16 protein-coding genes are annotated in these 20345 nt (G+C 58.6%); 10 read left to right on the top strand and 6 right to left on the bottom strand.

Annotation, left to right across the window (positions count from 1 at the left end; translation table 11 throughout):
* Nucleotides 1–70: 70 nt before the first annotated feature.
* Nucleotides 71–373, bottom strand: a complete 303-nt coding sequence (locus ABJN86_RS04785; RefSeq protein WP_348364983.1) for a metalloregulator ArsR/SmtB family transcription factor — start codon at nucleotides 371–373, stop codon at nucleotides 71–73.
* Between the two features lie 91 nt (nucleotides 374–464).
* Here ABJN86_RS04785 and dnaE point away from each other — a divergent pair, with 91 nt between their 5' ends.
* Nucleotides 465–3962: a DNA polymerase III subunit alpha gene (dnaE, locus tag ABJN86_RS04780; protein ID WP_348364980.1), complete on the top strand. Its 3498-nt coding sequence runs from the start codon at nucleotides 465–467 to the stop codon at nucleotides 3960–3962.
* A gap of 4 nt (nucleotides 3963–3966) precedes the next feature.
* Here dnaE and ABJN86_RS04775 read toward each other — a convergent pair whose 3' ends face one another.
* Complete coding sequence (locus ABJN86_RS04775; RefSeq protein WP_348364977.1) at nucleotides 3967–4170, bottom strand: SlyX family protein; 204 nt, start codon at nucleotides 4168–4170, stop codon at nucleotides 3967–3969.
* A 102-nt stretch (nucleotides 4171–4272) separates the two neighbouring features.
* Here ABJN86_RS04775 and hisS point away from each other — a divergent pair, with 102 nt between their 5' ends.
* Genes hisS through hisG form a run of 3 tightly spaced genes read left to right on the top strand, consistent with a single transcriptional unit; the run spans nucleotide 4273 to nucleotide 7490 of the window.
* Nucleotides 4273–5760 (top strand): histidine--tRNA ligase, encoded by a 1488-nt coding sequence (gene hisS, locus ABJN86_RS04770; RefSeq protein ID WP_348364974.1) that lies wholly within the window; start codon nucleotides 4273–4275, stop codon nucleotides 5758–5760.
* A gap of 3 nt (nucleotides 5761–5763) precedes the next feature.
* Nucleotides 5764–6795 (top strand): ATP phosphoribosyltransferase regulatory subunit, encoded by a 1032-nt coding sequence (locus ABJN86_RS04765; RefSeq protein WP_348364972.1) that lies wholly within the window; start codon nucleotides 5764–5766, stop codon nucleotides 6793–6795.
* The gene (gene hisG, locus ABJN86_RS04760; RefSeq protein ID WP_348364970.1) at nucleotides 6792–7490 is read left to right on the top strand and encodes an ATP phosphoribosyltransferase; all 699 of its coding nucleotides are present in this window, start codon (nucleotides 6792–6794) and stop codon (nucleotides 7488–7490) included. The genes ABJN86_RS04765 and hisG overlap by 4 nt, the downstream gene beginning before the upstream one ends.
* On the opposite strand, the gene ABJN86_RS04755 is transcribed toward hisG, so the two are convergent.
* Nucleotides 7467–7895 carry a DUF1489 domain-containing protein gene (locus ABJN86_RS04755; RefSeq protein WP_348364967.1) on the bottom strand — a complete coding sequence of 143 codons (429 nt, stop codon included), beginning with the start codon at nucleotides 7893–7895 and terminating at the stop codon, nucleotides 7467–7469. The genes hisG and ABJN86_RS04755 overlap by 24 nt on opposite strands.
* A gap of 93 nt (nucleotides 7896–7988) precedes the next feature.
* On the opposite strand from ABJN86_RS04755, the gene ABJN86_RS04750 reads away from it, so the two are divergent.
* Nucleotides 7989–10262 carry an adenosylcobalamin-dependent ribonucleoside-diphosphate reductase gene (locus tag ABJN86_RS04750; RefSeq protein ID WP_348364965.1) on the top strand — a complete coding sequence of 758 codons (2274 nt, stop codon included), beginning with the start codon at nucleotides 7989–7991 and terminating at the stop codon, nucleotides 10260–10262.
* Between the two features lie 252 nt (nucleotides 10263–10514).
* Here the strand turns inward: ABJN86_RS04750 and ABJN86_RS04745 are convergent, their stop codons facing one another.
* On the bottom strand, nucleotides 10515–11351 hold the full coding sequence (locus ABJN86_RS04745) for a 3-keto-5-aminohexanoate cleavage protein (protein ID WP_348364962.1): 837 nt from the start codon (nucleotides 11349–11351) through the stop codon (nucleotides 10515–10517).
* A 119-nt stretch (nucleotides 11352–11470) separates the two neighbouring features.
* Nucleotides 11471–12544, bottom strand: a complete 1074-nt coding sequence (locus ABJN86_RS04740) for a zinc ABC transporter substrate-binding protein (protein WP_348364959.1) — start codon at nucleotides 12542–12544, stop codon at nucleotides 11471–11473.
* An 84-nt stretch (nucleotides 12545–12628) separates the two neighbouring features.
* Here ABJN86_RS04740 and ABJN86_RS04735 point away from each other — a divergent pair, with 84 nt between their 5' ends.
* From ABJN86_RS04735 to ABJN86_RS04725, 3 genes are read left to right on the top strand one after another with little or no spacing between them, the layout of a single operon-like run.
* Complete coding sequence (locus ABJN86_RS04735; RefSeq protein ID WP_348364956.1) at nucleotides 12629–13108, top strand: Fur family transcriptional regulator; 480 nt, start codon at nucleotides 12629–12631, stop codon at nucleotides 13106–13108.
* Nucleotides 13105–13857 (top strand): metal ABC transporter ATP-binding protein, encoded by a 753-nt coding sequence (locus tag ABJN86_RS04730; RefSeq protein ID WP_348364954.1) that lies wholly within the window; start codon nucleotides 13105–13107, stop codon nucleotides 13855–13857. The genes ABJN86_RS04735 and ABJN86_RS04730 overlap by 4 nt, the downstream gene beginning before the upstream one ends.
* Nucleotides 13857–14645: a metal ABC transporter permease gene (locus ABJN86_RS04725; RefSeq protein WP_348364951.1), complete on the top strand. Its 789-nt coding sequence runs from the start codon at nucleotides 13857–13859 to the stop codon at nucleotides 14643–14645. The genes ABJN86_RS04730 and ABJN86_RS04725 overlap by 1 nt, the downstream gene beginning before the upstream one ends.
* 18 nt (nucleotides 14646–14663) lie before the next feature.
* Here the strand turns inward: ABJN86_RS04725 and ABJN86_RS04720 are convergent, their stop codons facing one another.
* Complete coding sequence (locus ABJN86_RS04720) at nucleotides 14664–17846, bottom strand: reductive dehalogenase (RefSeq protein WP_348364948.1); 3183 nt, start codon at nucleotides 17844–17846, stop codon at nucleotides 14664–14666.
* Nucleotides 17847–17958: 112 nt separating this feature from the next.
* Here ABJN86_RS04720 and ABJN86_RS04715 point away from each other — a divergent pair, with 112 nt between their 5' ends.
* Nucleotides 17959–18663: an HAD family hydrolase gene (locus tag ABJN86_RS04715; protein WP_348364945.1), complete on the top strand. Its 705-nt coding sequence runs from the start codon at nucleotides 17959–17961 to the stop codon at nucleotides 18661–18663.
* Between the two features lie 94 nt (nucleotides 18664–18757).
* Nucleotides 18758–20314: a trimethylamine methyltransferase family protein gene (locus ABJN86_RS04710; protein ID WP_348365482.1), complete on the top strand. Its 1557-nt coding sequence runs from the start codon at nucleotides 18758–18760 to the stop codon at nucleotides 20312–20314.
* Nucleotides 20315–20345: the final 31 nt, after the last annotated feature.

Here is a 20345-nt window from a genome sequence, read left to right as displayed (position 1 = left end):
GCGACGTAGAAAGCCCGCAGGAATCTGTTGGCGCCCAGAAAAGCGTATGAAGGGGCTTTTGGCAAGTGTTTCACTCTTTTGGCTCGACAGATTGAGCCTCCCACGCCTTTCTTTGCCACTCTAGCCAGCCTTGCAATGGGATCAGGGCGTTGGGTTCCATCCAGCACATACGCTGGCGGCCCTCTTTGCGGGTGATGATGATACCACCGGCCTCCATCACCTTGATATGTTGTAGAAAAGACGGAAGCGCCATGTCGTGTGGGGCGGCCAGTTCCTTGACCGCGGCGGGGCCGTGCGCCAGCCGCTCGATGATGGCGCGGCGCGTCGGGTCACCGAGGGCTGCGAAGAGTGAGTCGAGGGAATGGTTAGCCATATAGCTAACTAAGTTGATTCGCCGTCTTGCGGCAACAACCCGTCGCGGTTTCGGGGTTTCCGACGGGCAGGGCGCATCGTAATGTGGCCCCATGAGCAGCACCCCACGATTCATCCACCTCCGCACGCACTCCGAATACTCCTTGCTGGAAGGGGCGATGCGGTTGAAGAAACTGTCGGGCATTTGTGCCGCCGCTGGCATGCCCGCTGTTGCGCTGACGGACACCAATAACATGTTCGCGGCATTGGAGTTCTCCGAATACGCATCGGGGGCGGGCGTGCAGCCAATCGTCGGCTGTCAGGTTGACCTGACCTACGACAAGGCCGCCCAAGGGGAGCGCCCCCGCGATCCCGCCCCGATTGTTCTGCTTGCCCAGACAGAGCGGGGGTATGAGAATCTGATGAAGCTGAATTCCTGCCTCTACATTGACGCCGGCGGGGAGCTGCCTCAGGTCTCGGTGGAGGAGCTGGAGCTTCATAGCGAGGGCCTGATTTGTTTGACCGGCGGACCAGACGGCCCCATCGGGCGGCTGTTGCAGGCGGGGCAAACGCCAAAAGCCGACGCGTTGATGCGCGACTTGGCGCGAATTTACCCGACCCGTTTGTATGTTGAGTTGCAGCGCCACCCTATTGATGGTGGCCTGCCTGAAGCGGAACAAAAGACCGAGCAAGGCCATGTGGAAATGGCCTACGCGATGGGGTTGCCCCTTGTGGCCACCAATGATGCCTATTTCCCAAAGCCTGATATGTATGAGGCCCATGACGCGCTGATATGTATTTCCGAAGGGGCCTATGTTGATCAGCAAGAGGGACGCCGCCGTCTGACGCCGCAACACTATTTCAAGTCGCCGCAGGAGATGGCGACGCTGTTCGCCGACCTTCCTGAAGCTTTGGAAAACACGGTTGAGATCGCGCAGCGCTGCGCCTTCAAGGTCTACAAACGCGACCCAATTTTGCCCAAGTTTGCCGACGACGAGGTGGTGGAGCTGCGCCGCCAAGCCCAAGAAGGCTTGAAAGCCCGCTTGGCCGTTATCCCACACGCCACCAGCGTCGAAGACTACGAGGCGCGGTTGGAGTTCGAGCTGGGCATTATCGAAGGCATGGGCTTCCCGGGCTACTTCTTGATCGTGGCCGACTTCATCAAATGGGCCAAGGATCACCACATTCCCGTGGGGCCGGGCCGTGGGTCGGGCGCGGGGTCATTGGTGGCCTACGCGCTGACGGTCACCGACCTTGACCCGCTGCGCTATTCCTTGCTGTTCGAGCGGTTCTTGAACCCCGAACGTGTGTCCATGCCCGACTTCGATATCGACTTCTGCATGGACCGCCGCGAGGAGGTGATCCGCTACGTTCAGGAGAAATACGGGCGCGACAAGGTGGGGCAGATCATCACCTTTGGGGCGCTCTTGTCCAAGGCGGCTGTGCGCGACGTGGGGCGTGTTTTGCAGATGCCTTACGGGCAGGTGGACCGCCTGTCGAAGATGATCCCCGTGGAGGGCGTGAAGCCCGTGTCTATCGAGAAGGCCTTGGCGGACGAGCCAAAGCTGCGCGAGGAAGCGAGGAACGAAGAGGTCGTGGCCCGCTTGCTGGATTACGGCCAGCAGGTTGAAGGCTTGCTGCGGAATGCATCGACCCACGCGGCGGGTGTGGTGATCGGGGACCGCCCGCTTGATAAGCTGGTGCCGCTTTACCAAGATCCGCGCTCCGACATGCCTGCGACGCAGTTCAACATGAAATGGGTGGAGCAAGCGGGGCTGGTGAAGTTTGACTTCTTGGGCCTGAAAACCCTGACCGTTATTCAAAACGCCATCGACCTGATCACCCCGTCGCGTCCTTTGCATGTCGATGCCGAAGGCACCACGTTGTTCGAGCCGCCCGAGGGGGCGCTGAACGACATCGGGACGATCCCGCTGGACGACAAAAAGTCGTATGACCTGTATTCGGCGGCGAAAACCGTGGCAGTGTTTCAGGTGGAAAGCTCGGGCATGATGGATGCGCTCCGGCGCATGAAGCCCACATGTATCGAGGACATCGTGGCGCTGGTGGCGCTCTATCGTCCCGGCCCGATGGAGAACATCCCGACCTATTGTGAAGTGAAGAACGGGACCAAGGAATTGGAATCCGTCCACCCCTCGATTGACCACATTCTGGCCGAGACCCAAGGCATCATCGTCTACCAAGAACAGGTTATGCAGATCGCGCAGGTCATGGCGGGCTACTCGCTTGGTGGCGCTGACTTGTTGCGCCGTGCGATGGGTAAGAAGATTAAAGAGGCGATGGATGCGGAGCGTCCGAAGTTCGAGAAAGGCGCTAAGGAAAACGGCGTCGACGCGAAGAAGGCCCGCGAGGTGTTCGACCTTCTGGAGAAATTCGCCAACTACGGCTTCAACAAATCCCACGCGGCGGCCTATGCGGTGGTCAGCTACCAAACGGCATGGCTCAAGGCGAACCATCCGGTGGAGTTCATGGCCGGCGTCATGAACTGCGATTTGCATCTGACGGACAAACTGGCGGTGTATTTCGACGAGATCACCAAACGCATGGACATCGAGGTGGTGCCGCCCTGCGTGAACCGCTCGGATGCGACGTTTACGGTAAAAGACGGCTGCGTGGTCTACGCGCTGGGTGGCTTGAAGAACGTGGGCGTCGAGGCGATGAAGCTGGTGGTTGAGGGGCGTGACGGCACCCCCTTCGCGACGTTATTTGATGTGGCGCGCCGCGTTGACTTGAAGCGTGTGGGCAAGCGTCCGTTGGAAATGCTGGCGCGGTCCGGCGCGTTCGATCAGTTGGACCCGAACCGTCAGCGGGTGTTTGCCTCGCTTGATGGCTTGGTGAATTACTCGGCGGCGATCCATGAGCAGCGCAACTCCAACCAAGTGTCGCTCTTTGGCGAGGCAGGGGACGACCTGCCAGAGCCGCGTTTGGCGACCATGGACGACTGGATGCCGGCCGAGCGGTTGATGGAAGAGTTCAAGGCCATTGGTTTCTACCTCTCGGGTCACCCGCTGGACGACTACATGCTGGTCTTGAAGCGCAAAGGTGCGATGACCCTGACCGAGATCGAGCAACGCGCCCAAGGCGGGCCGTTCGTGGCGACACTTGGCGCGAACATCGCGGGTCGTCAGGATCGCAAGTCTGCACGCGGTAACCGCTTTGCCTTTGTGCAAGGCTCGGACCCCACGGGGCAGTTTGAGGTGACGGTGTTCTCGGACACGCTGGAGAAATCGGGCGAGCATTTGGTAACGGGGGCCAATGTCGTGCTGACCGTCGAGGCCACGCTGGAATCGGAACAGTTGAAACTTCTGTGCCGTGGTGCGCGTCCGGTGGATGAGGCGGCCAGCGACGCAGGTTCGCTTGGGCTGAAGATATTCGTGGATGACGAAGCGGCTGTGGAGGCGATTGCCTCGGTGTTGGAACGCTCTGGCCAAGACCCCAAAATCCGCGCGCGAGGGCCAGTGTCCTTGTGCCTGATGTCGCCCGATTTGCCGGGGGAGGTCGAGGTGTCATTGGGTGACCGCTTCGCCGTAAACCCGCAAGTGAAGGGCGCGATCAAGTCGCTAGGCGGCGTGGTGATGGTGGAAGAGGTCTAGCCCCCTACCAATGCGGCGGGCGCTGATCTGCCAAAACGGCGGAGCCACCGACGTCTAGTTCTTGCTCCGCGGAGCGCTGCATGAGCATCTCCACACGGCGCAAAAGCGTGGCGATTTCGGTTTCCTGACGCGCCACGATGTCGGACATATCCTCGACGGTGCGGGTCAGATGGGCGATTTTCTCTTCCAGCTGGGTCGTGTCTGTCATCATAGCCTCCGGTTTTCATGTCGCAGATATGGCGCTTTGCTTGCCCCCGCAAGGGCTGCGGGGTAAAGCCTTGGCCAAACCACTCAAGCAGGACAGCGTGTCATGGCCAAAGTCAAAAAGCAGCCCCGCCCTAAGGCCGTCACCCCGAAAGGGTTTCGCGACTACTTTGGCGCAGAAGTCACACAACGCAAAGCGATGCTGGATAGCATCTCCGAGGTCTACCAGCTTTACGGCTTTGAGGCACTGGAAAGCAGTGCTGTTGAAACCGTCGAAGCGCTTGGCAAATTTCTGCCCGACGTGGATCGCCCCAATGAGGGCGTCTTCGCGTGGCAAGAGGATGAGGATGCGGACTGGCTAGCGTTACGCTACGACCTGACGGCCCCCTTGGCCCGTGTTTATGCACAATTCCGCAATGATCTGCCCACACCCTATCGCCGCTACGCGATGGGTCCGGTCTGGCGCAACGAGAAACCTGGCCCCGGCCGCTTCCGCCAGTTCTACCAATGCGACGCCGACACCGTTGGCGCCTCGTCGGTTGCCGCAGACGCCGAGATTTGCGCGATGTTGTCCGACACGTTGGAGCGTGTAGGCATCCCGCGCGGTGACTACATCGTGCGTGTAAATAACCGCAAGGTTTTGAACGGCGTCATGGAAGTGGCGGGTGTGCTGGACCCAAGTGATCCGGCAAAGTTCATGGATGAGCGCGGCATCGTGCTACGCGCCATTGATAAGCTGGACCGCCTTGGCACGGACGGGGTGCGTGCGCTGCTGGGGGCTGGACGCGAAGATGGCAGCGGTGATTTCACCAAAGGTGCGGGCCTAAGCGATGAGCAAGCCGAGATCGTGATGGGCTTCATGCAAGCCAAGCGTGATACCGGCGCTACAACCGTGGCGCGGCTCAACGAGCTGGTGACAGGCTCGGAGACTGGCGTTGCAGGCGTTCAAGAGCTGGAAACCATAGCGGAGCTGATGGCGGCGCAGGGGTACAACTCGGACCGCATTGAAATTGACCCAAGCGTCGTGCGTGGCCTTGGCTACTACACCGGCCCTGTCTACGAGGCTGAGCTGACGTTTGAGATTAATGACGAAAAAGGCCGCCCGCGCCAGTTCGGCTCTGTTGCTGGGGGCGGGCGCTACGACGATTTGGTCAAGCGGTTCACCGGCCAAGAAGTGCCCGCAACGGGGGTATCTATCGGTGTGGATCGCCTGTTGGCGGCGCTGCATGCCAAAGGGCGGATGTCGAAAGACACGGTTGGCCCTGTTATCGTTACGGTCATGGATAAGGCGCGTATGGCGCATTACCAAGGCATCGTGGGGGAGCTGCGCAATGCTGGCATCCGTGCGGAGGTCTATCTGGGTAACCCGAAGAACTTTGGCAACCAATTGAAATACGCCGATAAACGTCATTCCCCGATTGCGATCATCGAAGGCTCGGATGAAGCAGAGCGTGGGGTGGTGCAGGTCAAAGACCTCGTGCTGGGCGCTGAGATTGCCAAGACCGCCACGCTTGAAGAATGGAAAGGCCAACCGGCGCAAAGCGAAGTCGCGCGTGCGGATTTGGTGGCCACGATTAAGAAGATGTTGGGCTGATTTATGGACCGCACTCGTCAAGAAACCGAACGGCTGTCGCGCCTGTTTCGTGAAGCTGGTGCCGTCTCGGTAGAGGCCTCCGTTTTACAACCTTCGGACACGTTGTTGGACCTTTATGGCGAAGACATTCGTGCGCGGGCCTATGTGACCTCTGATCCCGTTTTGGGCGAACAGATGCTGCGCCCTGACTTCACGGTGCCGGTTGTGCAGCAACACATGAAGGACGGCGCGGAGCCTGCGCGCTACACCTACCAAGGGCTGGTCTTTCGCAAGCAAGAGGCCGGAACGGGCCGACCGTCAGAATACACGCAAGTTGGCTACGAGGTCTTTGACCGCGCGGACCCCGCAGAAGCGGATGCGGAAGTTTTCGCATTATTCGCGGACGCATTGAAAGGCGCGCCGCTGACGGCAACCACGGGCGACATTGGCATTTTGACAGCGGCCGTTGCGGGGCTGTCGACCACCGAACGCCGCCGCGATGCGTTGCTGCGCCATTTATGGCGCCCTGTGCGATTCCGCGCCCTATTGGACCGGTTCAGCGCCCCTAGTGCGCGCGTGATAGCGGACGGCGTTGGGGATGCACCACAGATCGGGTTGCGGACGTTGGGTGAGGTCGAGGCGCGGCTAGACGCTTTGCGGGTTGATGCGCAGACAGCGCCGCTTGATCCGACCGAGTTGGCGGCTTTGCAGGCCGTTTTGGATGTGTCTGACGTGGCACCAAAGGCGCTGCGACGTTTGCGCGACATCGCGGCTGATCTGCCGGCTATCTCTTCTGCGTTGGATCAGCTGGAATCGCGTCTGAGTGCTTTGTCAGCGCGCGGTGTGGACGTGGATGCGTTAAGTTTTTCTGGCGCGTACGGGCGGACGACGATGGAGTATTACGACGGTTTCGTCTTTGGGTTCCACGCAGGCACCCAAGCTCCTGTGGCCACGGGTGGGCGCTATGATGCGCTGACGCGGGTTTTGGGGCAGGGGCGTGAGATACCCGCGGTGGGTGGCGTGATCCGCCCCGAATTGCTGGAGGCGTTGACATGATCAAGCTTGGCATCCCCTCCAAGGGGCGATTGATGGAAGACACGTTCGCGTGGTTCGCGGCGCGGGGCGTGACCTTGACGCGCACGGGCTCTGATCGCGAATATGCGGCGGAAGTAAGCGGCGTTGACGGTGTGTCTTTGGTCTTGCTCTCAGCGGGTGAAATACCGCGCGAGATGGCGGCGGGACGCATTCACTTGGGCGTCACGGGCATGGATATGGTGCGCGAGAAGATACCGCTTTGGTCGGAGAAAACAGCCGCCATCGCCGAGATGGGCTTTGGTCATGCGGATTTGGTAATTACGGTGCCTAGCTTCTGGAGCGATGTGGAGACCGTGGCCGATTTGGACGCCGCATCCGCCGCGTTTCGCAAGGAACACGGCTTCCGGTTGCGGATCGCGACCAAGTACCACCGCCTTGTGCGGGAGTATCTGCAAGCGAACGGCGTGGCGGATTACCAGCTGGTTGATAGCCAAGGTGCGACGGAAGGCACGGTTGCCAATTTGACGGCAGAAGCCGTGGCGGACATTACCTCAACCGGTGCTACGCTAGAGGCAAACCACCTGCGGATGTTGTCGGACGGCCCGATTTTGGCGTCGCAAGCCACGCTGTTTGCCAGTAAGGCGGCGGACTGGACTGGTTGCGACTTGGGCGGCTTCATGAGCGTGCTGGGCTTAGAAAATCCCGATATCAGCTAGGGCCGCGGACATTTCGGGTGGCAGGGCGTCGTCATGTTCGCGCTGCTTGGACAGATCTGGCGGGCTGTCTTCAGGCTTGAGGTAGCGCCAGCCCTGAAAGGGGCGCTTCAAGACTGCGGCAGTGAACACGATCTCAGGTTCCAAGATGATGGCGCAGCGGCGAATGCCGTCGCCTCCGATGACCTCGTCTAAGCGCAAAACCTTCTGGCGTGCTTGGATCGAGCCCTTGATGACCCAATAGATGGAGCCACCGTTCAGCAGTTCTGCTTCGCGTTTGGGCCACATTCTGGTAACATGGCGCGGCAATCCGTCGGGAAGTTCTGCGCGGCGCATGGTTTGCCAATCTTGCAGGCCAGCGACGCTCTCGGTTCCGACGCTTAACTTAACTAAGTTGATTTGTGCCATTTCGCCCCTCGCGCCTCGGCTTTCGCCTATGCTACCTATAGTAACCCTCAAACTGCCGACTTCAATCCGATTCCCTGCTAAGGACCGACGACTATGACCGCTTTCGCTGCCCCAATCGCTTCACAAATCTGGGACATGAAATACCGTTTCAAGGATGCCGACGGCACCCCGATTGATGCGGAGGTTGAGGACACATGGCGCCGTATTGCCAAGGACTTAGCCAAGGTTGAGGGCAACCCGACGCAGTGGGAAGATACCTTCTACAGCGCCTTGTCTGACTTCAAATACCTGCCCGCTGGGCGCATCATTGCGGGGGCTGGGACGGGGCGCTCGGTCACGCTGTTTAACTGTTTTGTGATGGGAACGATCCCTGATGATATGGGTGGCATCTTCGAGATGTTGAAGGAAGCGGCCCTCACCATGCAGCAAGGTGGCGGCATTGGGTATGACTTCTCGACCATCCGCCCCAAGGGCGCGGACGTCAAAGGCGTGGCGGCGGATGCATCCGGCCCCTTGTCGTTTATGGATGTATGGGACGCGATGTGCCGCACGATCATGTCGGCTGGTTCGCGCCGAGGCGCAATGATGGCGACCATGCGCTGCGACCACCCCGATGTGGAGGCATTCATCGCCGCCAAGCAAGACGCGGCCCGCCTGCGCATGTTCAACCTCAGCGTGTTGATCACCGATGACTTCATGGAGGCCGTGAAGGCGGACGGAGAATGGGAGTTGGTCTTTGACGGTCAGGTCTACCAAACCGTGCGCGCGCTGGACCTGTGGAACAAGATCATGCGCGGCACCTATGAGTATGCCGAACCCGGTGTGATCTTCATTGACCGTATCAATAAGGCCAACAACTTGTCCTATGTCGAGCAAATCGCCGCGACAAACCCTTGCGGTGAGCAGCCTTTGCCCCCTTACGGCGCGTGCTTGCTGGGTTCGATCAATATGGCCCGTTTGGTGGATCGCCCCTTCGAGGAAGGCGCTGATCTGGACGAGGCCAAGCTGGACGAGCTGGTGCGCACCGCTGTGCGTATGATGGACAATGTGGTCGACGCGTCAAAATTCCCGCTTGAGGCACAAGCCCGCGAAGCTGCCGCAAAGCGCCGGATCGGTCTGGGTGTCACAGGGTTGGCGGATGCTTTGCTAATGGTTGGCTCTCGCTATGGATCCGAGGAGGCGGCGCGTCTGACGGAGCGTTGGCTTCACGCGGTCGCGCGCGCCGCATATCTGGCGTCGGTGGATTTGGCCAAGGAGAAGGGCGCGTTTCCGCTGTTCGACGCGGAGGCATATCTGGCATCCGGTGCCATGCAAGCTATGGATGAGGACGTGCGCGAGGCAATTCGCGAGCACGGCATTCGCAACGCCTTGCTGACATCTATCGCCCCCACCGGCACGATCTCGCTTTACGCGGGCAATGTGTCGTCGGGCATCGAGCCGGTGTTCGCTTATGCCTACACCCGCAAGGTGCTGCAAAAGGACGGCTCGCGCACCGAGGAAGAAGTCGTCGACTACGCGGTGAACCTGTGGCGTGAGAAGTTTGGCGACAAGGAGCTTCCGGACTACTTCGTCAACGCCCAAACCTTGGCCCCATTGGATCACGTGCGCATGCAAGCGGCGGCGCAGAAATGGGTGGATTCGTCGATCTCCAAGACCATCAACTGCCCTGAAGACATCAGCTTTGACGATTTCAAAGATGTCTATATGGAAGCTTGGGACACCGGCTGCAAAGGCTGCACGACTTACCGCCCTAATGCGGTGACCGGATCGGTTTTAAGCGTGTCAGAGACCGCAGAAACGGCACCTGCCGAGAATCCTGAGACCGCTACTGACGGCGATGTAATCTACATGTCTGAGCCACTGGACCGCCCGAATGAGTTGGAAGGTCAGACCTATAAGGTCAAATGGCCAGACTCCGAGCACGCGATTTACATCACCATCAATGACATCATCCTAAACGGCCACCGACGCCCGTTTGAAGTGTTCATCAACTCCAAAAACATGGAGCACTTCGCGTGGACTGTGGCACTGACGCGCATGATCTCGGCGGTGTTCCGGCGCGGCGGGGATGTGTCATTTGTGGTGGAGGAGCTGAAGGCGGTCTTCGACCCGCGCGGTGGTGCTTGGATGCAGGGCAAATACATCCCGTCCATTCTGGCAGCGATTGGTGGCGTAATTGAAAAGCACATGATTGCCACCGGTTTCATTGAGGGCGAGGGGATGGGCTTGAAGGCGGACCCACAGGCTCAGGTTGTGAACTTGTCGGATGGACGAGGCCCCGCGTGCCCCAGTTGTGGACAGTTTGACCTGCGTATGGTCGAGGGATGCATGACTTGTGGATCTTGCGGTCATTCGAAGTGTGGCTGACATATTTTGGTGTAACGATGGATGTGAAACGGGTCAGCTGACACGGCTTTTTGGGTCGTAAGACGACCTTTGGAATAGATGCAGCATCACTTCAACTCTCCGATTTATCCGCCTCTGACCCGTCTCTAACATGCGCTAAGAATGATTGATGGCACTTCAACCGGTCAGCTAAGGCTGCTTGAGACAGGTTTTGTGACTTGCGTGCGGATATCCGCCTTGACGGAGTGATCCGTTTGGAGACCCGTTAGGGCGTCAGCCGGGATGTGGCCTTAACCCAAGAATTTCGCGGGCTTGTTGCCACGTGGCGATGGGACGCTCGTATTTTTCGCACAGGTCTACGGCGCGCTGGACCAATGCTTCGTTGGAAGGGGCTAGAGTGTCGCGATCTAGGCGGATGTTATCTTCGAGCCCCGTGCGGGTGTGCCCACCTCGTTTGATAGACCATTCGTTGACCTCGATCTGGGCTGGACCGACGCCCGCTGCACACCATTGCGCATCTGGGGCGAGGCGTTTTAACGTCTCAATGTAGAAGTCAAAGATCTGCTCGTCGGCGGGCATGGCGTTCTTCACGCCCATGACGAATTGCACATAAAGAGGGCCCTTTAGGCGACCATCCGCAGCCATTCGCGTAGCTTGCACGATGTGGCTTAGGTCAAAGGCCTCAATCTCGGGCTTGATGTCGTACTTCAACATCTCCGAGGACAACCATGCAACTAGATCGGGGCTGTTTTCATACACGCGGGTTGGGAAGTTATTGGAACCAACCGACAGCGATGCCATGTCTGGGGCCAAGGGGAGCATCCCGCCGCGTTCCGGTCCTGCGCCTGAACGGCCACCGGTGGACAGTTGTACGATCATGCCCGGGCAATGAGTCTCAATGCCTTCTTTAAGGCGGGCGAAGCGTTCAGGGTCGGATGTCGGTTTGCCATCTGCGTCGCGAACGTGGCAATGGGCAATGGATGCACCAGCCTCAAAACACGCATGGGTGCTTTCGATTTGTTCGGAAACTGTAACTGGAACAGCAGGATTGTCAGCCTTGGTCGGCACGGAGCCAGTGATGGCGGCGCAAATTATGCAGGGGTTCGACATTGGGACATGTGCCTCGCGGGGTGCGTTTGATCTGACGCAACGTTAGCCGCAAGCAATGTCTCGCGCAATTGCCCCGCCAAAACATTAGTTTGACGGGGCTATGCCATATTCTTGTGAACTTAACAGCCAGCGATAGAGGTCGCGAGATCACGTAGAAGCGCGTTGTAATGGCTTGTCCCAATCGGCAGACGTGCGCCCAACGGGTCCAATACTGCGGATTGTGCATCTGTGCCCTCGAGCACTGTCTTTACCAAGCCTTCAGAGTACTGAGGTTCAGAGAACGCACAGGAGATGTTCAACTCACGTACTAAGTTCTGAATACGTTCAACTCGTGCTGGCCCTGGAGTGGTCGCATCGCCTAGCGAGATTGCCCCGCTGACCTCTATGTCGAATTTTTCCTCGAAGTAATGGTAGGCGTCGTGGAAAACGACATACTTCTTGCCTTTCGTGGGTAGCAGAGTTTTCTCTACTTCCGCGACAGTTGCAGCAAGTTCCTCTTTTGCTGAGGCGGCATTGGTGAAGTAGTTCGATGCATGCTCAGGGTCTTGAGCTGAAAGCGTCGCCGCGATTGCATCCAGCCAAACAGCTGCGTTGTCAGGGCTCAACCATGCATGTGGGTCTACGCCATCATGGTTGTGGCCGGCGTGGTCGTCATGACCTTTGTGCTCATCCTGTTCGGCGTGATCATCGTGGTCGTCATGCTCGGCGTGATCGTCATGCTCGGCGTGATCATCGTGGTCGTCATGTTTGTCGTGATCGTCATGCTCGGCGTGATCATCGTGGTCGTCATGTTTGTCGTGGTCATCATGCTCAGCGTGATCATCATCATCGTCGTGGGCAAAGGCTGCCTCATTCCGAAACTCTAGAGTGGTGGTCTGTGGCAAGTGCAGCAGCTCAACGAGTGTCGCTTTCGACGCCACGCGCTCCAGCACAGGTTCCAACCATGGGGTCAGATCTTCGCCGATGAAAAACACAACTTGTGCATTCTCCAGGGCCTGCGCTTGAGACGGACGCAAGGCAAAGCTATGGGGGGAGGCGTTGCCGGTCACCAGCAGTTCTGGCTGGCCCAGATCACCCATTACTTGGGCGACCAATGAATGAACCGGCGCGATGTCGGTGACGACGTTCGGCGCATCGGCCAAAGCGGCGATAGGGGAGGCAATAATTAATGAAGTGATCGATGTGCGGAACATGAGGAGCCTATGTGATTGTATAACATATGGCGCTTTGATAGGTGTTATTTTATAACATATCAACCCGTGTTTTCAGGAGCCAATATGGGATCGTTCGGATTCAAACCACACGACCATTCTAGCTGCATATCCACTGGAGTGTCTGAGGTGGCGAAGCGTTGCGAGGCGGCGGGATTGCAATTCACCCCTGTTCGCAAGCGGGTGTTGGAAATTTTGCTGGAAGGTCACCGCGCTATCGGGGCTTACGAGATATTGGACAAGCTGCGCGAAGAGGGGCTCGGCTCTCAACCCCCTGTGGCCTACCGCGCCTTGGATTTCCTTGTGAAGCATAGGTTCGCGCATAAAATTGAGAAACTGAACGCCTTTATCGCCTGCACGCATCCGGGCGATATGCATGCGCCGGCATTTTTGATTTGCCGCAGCTGTGATGCCGTGGAAGAAGCGCTTACTGCTGGCGAGGATGGTCGTTTGGATAAGGCGGCCCAAGAAACTGGTTTCACAATTGAACGCACCGTGCTTGAAGCCGAAGGTGTGTGCCCCAACTGCCAAGGCAAGTCCGAATGAACCCATTGGTCGAGTTTAAAAACGTGAACCTCAGCTACGGCAGGCATGAGGCTTTACGTGATGTTAATATGAGCATCAGCGGCGGTGAAATTGTCACCATCGTTGGGCCGAACGGCTCGGGGAAGTCATCGCTTTTGCGCGCCCTAATCGGGGCCTTGGAACCCGCATCCGGCCAGATCATTCGGGCCGAGGGATTGCGTTTGGGGTACGTGCCACAAAAGCTGCATATCGATCCGACGCTGCCAATGACTGTGACGCGCTTCCTAAGCCTACCTTCAAAGGTGTCCTCGTCGACCGTATCAGCGGCCCTGACGCAGGCAGGGGTTTCCGATTTAGGGGCGCGCCAAATGTCGCGTCTGTCTGGTGGGCAGTTCCAGCGGGTTCTTTTGGCCCGCGCCCTGCTGCACAAGCCGCAACTTCTTTTGTTGGACGAGGCCACTCAAGGTCTGGATCAACCGGGATCAGCTGCGTTCTACCGCCACATCGAGAAGGTGCGGGATGAGTTGAACTGCGCGGTGTTGATGATCAGCCACGAGTTGCACGTCGTCATGAGCGCGTCTGACCGCGTTATATGCCTAAACGGCCATGTTTGCTGTCAGGGCAAGCCGGATGTGGTGGCCTCCGCCCCAGAGTATCGCGCGTTGTTTGGCTCCGGTACCGGCGGGGCGTTGGCCTTGTACCGCCATGACCATGACCATGCACATGGCGACGGTTGCGATCATGACCATTCACACGAAAGTACCACCTAATGCTTGATAGTTTTCTGGTTCGCGCGGCCTTGGCGGGGCTAGGCGTAGCGTTGGCTGCGGCCCCCTTGGGGTGTTTCGTGGTGTGGCGTCGCATGGCGTATTTCGGAGACGCGACGGCGCACGCCTCGATCCTTGGGGTGGCACTGGCGCTGAGCTTCAACATGTCTGTTCTTGCAGGGGTTCTGGTTGTCGCGTTGATTATGGCCACGACAGTGTCCAGCCTATCAGGGCGCGGATATGCGATGGATACCATGCTGGGGGTTATGGCCCACTCGGCGATTGCGTTTGGCTTGGTCGCGGTGTCCTTTCTTGAAGGTGTCAGAATTGACCTGATGGCCTATTTGTTCGGTGACATCTTGGCAGTGGGGCGTGTTGATCTTGCGGTGATTTGGGGGGGCGCAGTGTTGGTACTGGCTCTGATGAGCTGGCGTTGGCAGCAATTGCTTGCAGCAACGGTTAGCCCCGACCTTGCGCATGCCAGCGGCATTGACCCAAGGCGCGAGCAGTTGATCTTGACGGTGTCCTTGGCTGTTGTGGTGGCCGTGGCGATTAAGGTCGTCGGCGTCTTGTTGATCGCAGCATTGCTGGTGATCCCTGCGGCGGCCGCGCGACCATTGTCCCAGACACCTGAGCGCATGGCGGTGATTGCGGCTGCAATTGGTGCGGTGTCGGCTTTGGCGGGCCTGTATTTGGCTTATAACTTCGACACACCAACCGGCCCCACAATCGTTTGCGTTGCCGCAAGCGTGTTCGCGGTGACGAGTTTGCTAGGGTTAAAGCGGGGTTAAGGTCGCCCCAACACCGCCTTACAGGTCAACCTCAACCACACCGTCTTCAGCAGCTGCCCGCGATTGGCACAAGATGATCGACTTGGCGCGGGCCGCGTTGGACAGCACGAAGTCGCGGTGCTCTACCTCGCCCGATATCAACCCGCATTTGCAAACGCCACATAGTCCGTCGGAACATTTCACATCGACATGAATGCCGGCCCGCAAAAGGGCGTCCGTTGGGGCCTCATCCTTAGAGACGGCAATGTCACGTCCCGATTGCGCAAGCCGCAGGGTGAAGGCGTGGTTGACGTAGTCGGGCTGCTCGGGGACCGAGAAGAACTCTAGGTGCCTTGCGTCTTCGGGGAAGCCGTTGGCCTCGGCGGTGTCCATGACGGCGGCCATGTAGACCTCTGGTCCGCAGGTGTAGACATGCGCGCGGTCGCGATGTTTGAGCGTCGCGCCTAGGTCGCACCGTGTGCCCTCATCCGAGAAGTGGGTGTGGACTTTATCTGCCCAAGGCATCTTTGGCAGGTCGTTCAAGAACCCAGCCCCCGCCTTGGTTGAGCAAGAGTAATGCAGCGCAAAATCGCGCCCCAATGCGTGAAGCCTGTGGGCCATGGCGATCATCGGGGTTACTCCGATGCCGCCGCCCATAAGATAGGTGAAAGACGCGTCTTCATGCAGGGGGAAGTGGTTGATCGGCTTGGAGATATGAACTCGGCGCCCTTCCTCAAATATCCGGTGCATGAGTTTGGAGCCACCGCGCCCTCGATCCTCGCGCAGAACGGCGATTTGGTATTTTTCACGCTCGGCAGGATTCCCAGACAGCGAGTATTGGCGCAAAAACTCTGGGGCCACGACCACGTCAATATGTGCGCCCGCCTCGACCATCGGCATGTCTGATCCGTCGGGCATGGAGAACTCGTATTTGCTGACGCCGTCGGTCATATGCTCCACCTTGGAGATGACGACGCCAATCACGGGGCTGTCGGCTTTGTCGGCGGTGTAGATATGCTCCGCCGGCTCGCCACGTGCCCGCCGCGCCTTGTGCTCGCTTGCGGTGATCATCGCCTCATAGGCCGCAATGCCCGCCTCGCGGTCCATCGGGTAGGGGTAGGCAAAGGGGGGCGGAGCCAATGGTGCGGGGTAGACGGCCAAAGTCTGATCTTCAAACTTCAGGTCCAGATCCTTTTGCAGCCCACGTGCGTTAACCGGATGGACCGAGGGGCGGTAGGCCCCGTCGTCAACCATCTCCAAATCCCACCACCACTTTTTGACGGCGTTGATCTCACCTTGTCCGGCCATATCGTCGAGTTTGGCCAACGCCTTTGCGGCTTGCGGGACTGTCATGGCCAGCTTGCGGAATGGCGCTTCGGCGAACAGCCCCTCCAAGTTCCACGGGCAGGTTTTCATGCAGCGCCCGCACATAGCACCGTTCTTTTGGCTGACGCGGTAGGTGGTGCATTTTTGGCTGTCCGACTTCCAAATCTCGTAGCCGTTGAACATCAGTTTGGGACCAGCGGTGATCGCGCCGGAGGGGCATTCGCGGGCGCATTTGTTGCACGCCTCGCAGAATTTTTGCAGGCCGAAGTCGATGGGTTTGTCATGCGTCATCGGCATGTTGGTTGTGACCACACCGGATTTCAGGCGCGGACCTAGGAAGGGGTTCAGGATCACCTCGCCAATGCGCGACACCTCGCCCAAGCCCGACAACAGCAGCAGAGGGGGGTGCAACACCTCGTCGTCCATGACTGAGTGCACGCGTGCCGTGTACCCCAGATTGCGAAGGTGCTGCGCCAAGACCCCGCCGAGCAGCGAGAACCGCAAGTAGGCCCGCATGGATTGCGCACATGCGATCCAGTCGTCGCCGGACGCGCCCTCCATGGTTTCATGGCCTTGGTCGATGATCATCGAGATGGCGTTTGAGTGGTAGGGCGTGATTGCTTGTCCCGCCGCGTCATGGCTGTAGTAGGTCCAGTCGGGGCAGGCACTCAGGCCAACGGCATCTACCCCCAACCAGTACAGCGCGGCCTTGATGTTGGCGGCATTGCGGCGGGGATCATGTGTGCTGTCATCTATGGCAGAGGCGTCGCCGTCTTGCAGCAAGACGAAGGCCCCAAGCGAGGGGCGAAACGCGAAGGCCGAGGCGGACTTGCGCACGTAGTTTCCGTTCTTAGTGGCGTCCTGAACAGCTTTGCCCATGTCGCCAAACAGGCCACGGGCAAACAAGTTGGCACGCTTTGGAACCCGCGCGACATTTGGGGCATCTATATAGGTTGTCGGGCTGTCTACCCGTTTCAAAGTTTCGAAAGGGTGCGGCCCGTCTGCGAAGCGACGTTTGGCATAGGGGTCACGGCTACGCGCGGTCTTGGCCTGCGCGCCCAAGCCCAATTGCCATTCGCGGCCAGGTTTTGCGTCGTCGGCCAAGGGCTTGTCCGCGGCCATTTCCATCGTGGTGGTCACGACCGCCAACCCGTATCGCTCGCCTAGGAACGGGTTTTGCCCGTTTGGTAAGTTCAACCCTGCCGCCACCGCAAGCATGCCCAAGTCGACGTCACTTGCCGCCATGGAATGTGCACGCGCTTCATATCCCAATGTGCGGATATAGGAGGCCAAGGTTACCGCCGTCTCCATTCCTCGGAGGCAGGCCCGTTGGTCTTGGGCGTCCTTAATCCAATCACCGCCGTTTTCCCCGTTCTCTGGGTCGCGCGGCATGTCGTAGAGGAACACCAAAGCGTGGCTGTGGTGGTGGCAGGCTTGGGGGGGCGTGCGCATGCTTTCGCGCAGCCCTGCCATGATGACGTCAATACCAGCCGCAAGTGTTTTGGGCTGCAACGTGCGCAGCTTCTCGGCCAAGCGATCAACGTCCGGGTTGGCCATTGTCGCTTCGAGCCATGCAGATTGCGGCACGTCGCAGACCCCGACCATGGAGGCGTCGCAGTAGTACCCAAACGCCTTTAGGTGATTGGCCCGCTCGGTCAAGTCAGCGGGGATTTCTGCGGTCTCTTTCTTCACCAGCCCTTCGCGTGTGGCATCAAGCATGGCTTGGTAGTCCTGCATCGCGTTCACAATGCTTAACGTGTCCTCGGGCCTGCGAAAGCTAACCGGCTTTATGGGCGGCACTTGACCTAGATCAGCGACGTCCGTGCGCGCCAGTTTTTCCAAAGGGTAGGGGCCGAGATGCACGGGGCGGTTCCGGTAAGAGAAGAGCTTGGTCATAGGGGCAACTTTAAATTCCGAGGGCTGGCGGCGCTTGGCGCTTGTTTTTGCGATCGTTCCTTTGCACTGTCGTGGAGCATTCAATGCGGGTCAAGATAGGAACGATGACGATATGACTGCTCAGATAAAAGGCCTGCTTTTCGACAAGGACGGCACATTGCTAGACTTTGACGCCACTTGGGGGCGTTGGGCCAATCAATTCCTAGGGGAGCTGGCGCAGGGTGATGCAGGCTTATTTGCCGATATGGCAGATGCGATTGGCTTTGACGCAGACACAATCTCCTTTCGCAACGATAGCCCCGTTATCGCGGGGACAGCCGATGTGGCCATTGATCTGTTGCACCCGTTTGTGCCGCATTGGGATTGGCAAAAGTTGATGAACCACGGCAATGAAAAATCCGCTCAAGCCGATCTGGCCACGCCATGCCCCTTGCCTGAGCTGTTCGACACATTCGATGCGATGGGGTTGAAGCTGGGTGTGGCTACGAATGACGCAGAAAGCTCCGCGATTGCACATATGCGCAGCTTGGGTGTTGAGGGGCGTTTCGCCCGTATATTGGGCTTCGATTCTGGGTATGGCGGCAAGCCTGCCCCTGAAATGCTGTGGGCATTTTCCAAACACTGCGGGTTTGACCCAGCCGAGGTGGCAATGGTCGGTGATAGCACCCACGACCTTCATGCTGGGCGAAATGCGGGCATGACTTGTATTGGCGTTCTGACCGGCCCTGCGGATCGAGCGGAACTTGAGCCACACGCGGATGTTGTTTTGGGCAGTATTGCAGATATTCCAGCTTGGTTGGGTCGCAAAGGTCACTGAGCCAAAAGCGACCAACCGCGTCGGTAAACGCCAAACCTATGGCGCGAAGGCGGTGCACTCTGGTTCTATAGTTAGAACCGGAGGCTCTACCGACATGGCAAGCGAACCCACCAAGCGTAAACGCGGCGGCGGCCGCGCGGGGAATAGCCGTCGTACGACCTCTAGACTGCCTGAGCAGATGCCATGGCGTATTCCGGTAAATGTAGACAAGCCGACTGAGCCCTTGGATGAAGGCGGTGTGCAGGCCATCCACAAAGGCAGCATGCGCATCTTGTCCGAGATCGGCATTGAGTTTTTGAACCCCACTGCATGCGACATCCTGAAAAAAGCAGGCTGCAAGGTGGATGGCACCAATGTCAAAATGGACGAAGACTTCGTCATGGAGATGTTAAGCCACGCGCCGTCGCAGTTCACGATTACACCGCGCAACCCAGATCGCGCTATTCCGATGGGGGGTAACCACATCCTGTTTGGCAACGTCTCGTCACCGCCCAACGCTTGGGATCTGAAGCGGGGCAAACGATCCGGCGACTTTGAGACCTATAAGGAATTCATCAAGCTTACCCAGTTTTTCAACTGCATCCACTTTGCTGGCGGGTACCCCGTGGAGCCGATTGATATACATGCCCGCGAACGCCACCTAGACTGCCTGTATGAGAAACTCACCCTGACGGATAAAGTTGTGCATGCCTATTCATTGGGAAAGGAACGGGTCGAGGACGTCATGGAGATGACGCGCATTGCCTCCGGCCTGACCCGCGAGGAATTCGACGCCAAGCCGCATATGTATACCAACATCAATTCGGTCTCGCCGCTTAAGCATGATTTCCCGATGCTAGAGGGGGCGATGATCCATGCGCGCCGCAACCAGCCGGTTATTGTGAGTCCGTTTACCTTGGCCGGTGCCATGGCCCCCGTGACCATGTCGGGTGCTGTGACGCTGTCCCTTGCAGAAGGGCTGGCCGCGATCGTGTTGTTGCAGGTGATCAACCCCGGGGCGCCCTGCGCGATTGGGACGTTTACATCCAATGTTGATATGAAAACCGGTGCCCCAGCCTTTGGCACGCCGGAATACATGCGCGCCACTCAAATGACGGGGCAGATGGCTCGGTTCTATGGCTTGCCGCTGCGCTCCTCTGGGGTGTGCGCGGCCAATGTGCCGGACGGTCAAGCGATGTGGGAGACGTCAAACTCCCTTTGGGCGGCGGTTCAATCTGGTACCAACATTGTTTATCATGCCGCAGGTTGGCTTGAAGGCGGGCTTATCGCCAGCCCTGAGAAGTTCATCATGGATTGCGACGTCATCCAGCAAATTCAACGCTATATGGAACCCGCAACCTTTGCGACCACCCCCGAAGATATCGCTGTTGAAGCTATCCGTGAAGTAGGCCCCGACGGGCATTACTTTGGGTGCCAGCATACGCAAGACCGCTATGAGGACGCGTTTTATTCGCCTCTGATTTCTGACTGGTCGAACTATGAGGCTTGGGATTTGGGGGGCGGTGTTTGGACCGCCGAGCGTGCGCATGAGATGTACAAAGGTATCATTGCGGAATTTGAGGCCCCGCCGATGGATATCGCAATCCGCGATGAACTGGCGGATTTCGTGGCCCGTCGCAAGTCCGAGGGCGGTGTGCCGACTGATTTTTGAATGGACGAGGTTAGCCGTTATTTTGCGCCCA

This window comes from Litoreibacter sp., assembly GCF_039974535.1.
In the GTDB taxonomy this organism is placed as follows: domain Bacteria; phylum Pseudomonadota; class Alphaproteobacteria; order Rhodobacterales; family Rhodobacteraceae; genus Litoreibacter.
This window is presented reverse-complemented; position numbering and strand designations above follow the sequence as displayed.

Bases quoted from the DNA above. Each gene is read 5' to 3' on its own strand.
- ABJN86_RS04750 (WP_348364965.1), top strand. From the start codon at position 7,989: ATGACCGCTTTCGCTGCCCCAATCGCTTCACAAATCTGGGACATGAAA.
- hisG (WP_348364970.1), top strand. From the start codon at position 6,792: ATGATCAAGCTTGGCATCCCCTCCAAGGGGCGATTGATGGAAGACACG.
- ABJN86_RS04785 (WP_348364983.1), bottom strand. From the start codon at position 373: ATGGCTAACCATTCCCTCGACTCACTCTTCGCAGCCCTCGGTGACCCG.
- ABJN86_RS04720 (WP_348364948.1), bottom strand. From the start codon at position 17,846: ATGACCAAGCTCTTCTCTTACCGGAACCGCCCCGTGCATCTCGGCCCC.
- ABJN86_RS04755 (WP_348364967.1), bottom strand. From the start codon at position 7,895: ATGGCACAAATCAACTTAGTTAAGTTAAGCGTCGGAACCGAGAGCGTC.
- ABJN86_RS04730 (WP_348364954.1), top strand. From the start codon at position 13,105: ATGAACCCATTGGTCGAGTTTAAAAACGTGAACCTCAGCTACGGCAGG.
- ABJN86_RS04735 (WP_348364956.1), top strand. From the start codon at position 12,629: ATGGGATCGTTCGGATTCAAACCACACGACCATTCTAGCTGCATATCC.
- ABJN86_RS04710 (WP_348365482.1), top strand. From the start codon at position 18,758: ATGGCAAGCGAACCCACCAAGCGTAAACGCGGCGGCGGCCGCGCGGGG.
- ABJN86_RS04725 (WP_348364951.1), top strand. From the start codon at position 13,857: ATGCTTGATAGTTTTCTGGTTCGCGCGGCCTTGGCGGGGCTAGGCGTA.
- ABJN86_RS04775 (WP_348364977.1), bottom strand. From the start codon at position 4,170: ATGACAGACACGACCCAGCTGGAAGAGAAAATCGCCCATCTGACCCGC.
- hisS (WP_348364974.1), top strand. From the start codon at position 4,273: ATGGCCAAAGTCAAAAAGCAGCCCCGCCCTAAGGCCGTCACCCCGAAA.
- ABJN86_RS04765 (WP_348364972.1), top strand. From the start codon at position 5,764: ATGGACCGCACTCGTCAAGAAACCGAACGGCTGTCGCGCCTGTTTCGT.
- ABJN86_RS04745 (WP_348364962.1), bottom strand. From the start codon at position 11,351: ATGTCGAACCCCTGCATAATTTGCGCCGCCATCACTGGCTCCGTGCCG.
- dnaE (WP_348364980.1), top strand. From the start codon at position 465: ATGAGCAGCACCCCACGATTCATCCACCTCCGCACGCACTCCGAATAC.
- ABJN86_RS04715 (WP_348364945.1), top strand. From the start codon at position 17,959: ATGACTGCTCAGATAAAAGGCCTGCTTTTCGACAAGGACGGCACATTG.
- ABJN86_RS04740 (WP_348364959.1), bottom strand. From the start codon at position 12,544: ATGTTCCGCACATCGATCACTTCATTAATTATTGCCTCCCCTATCGCC.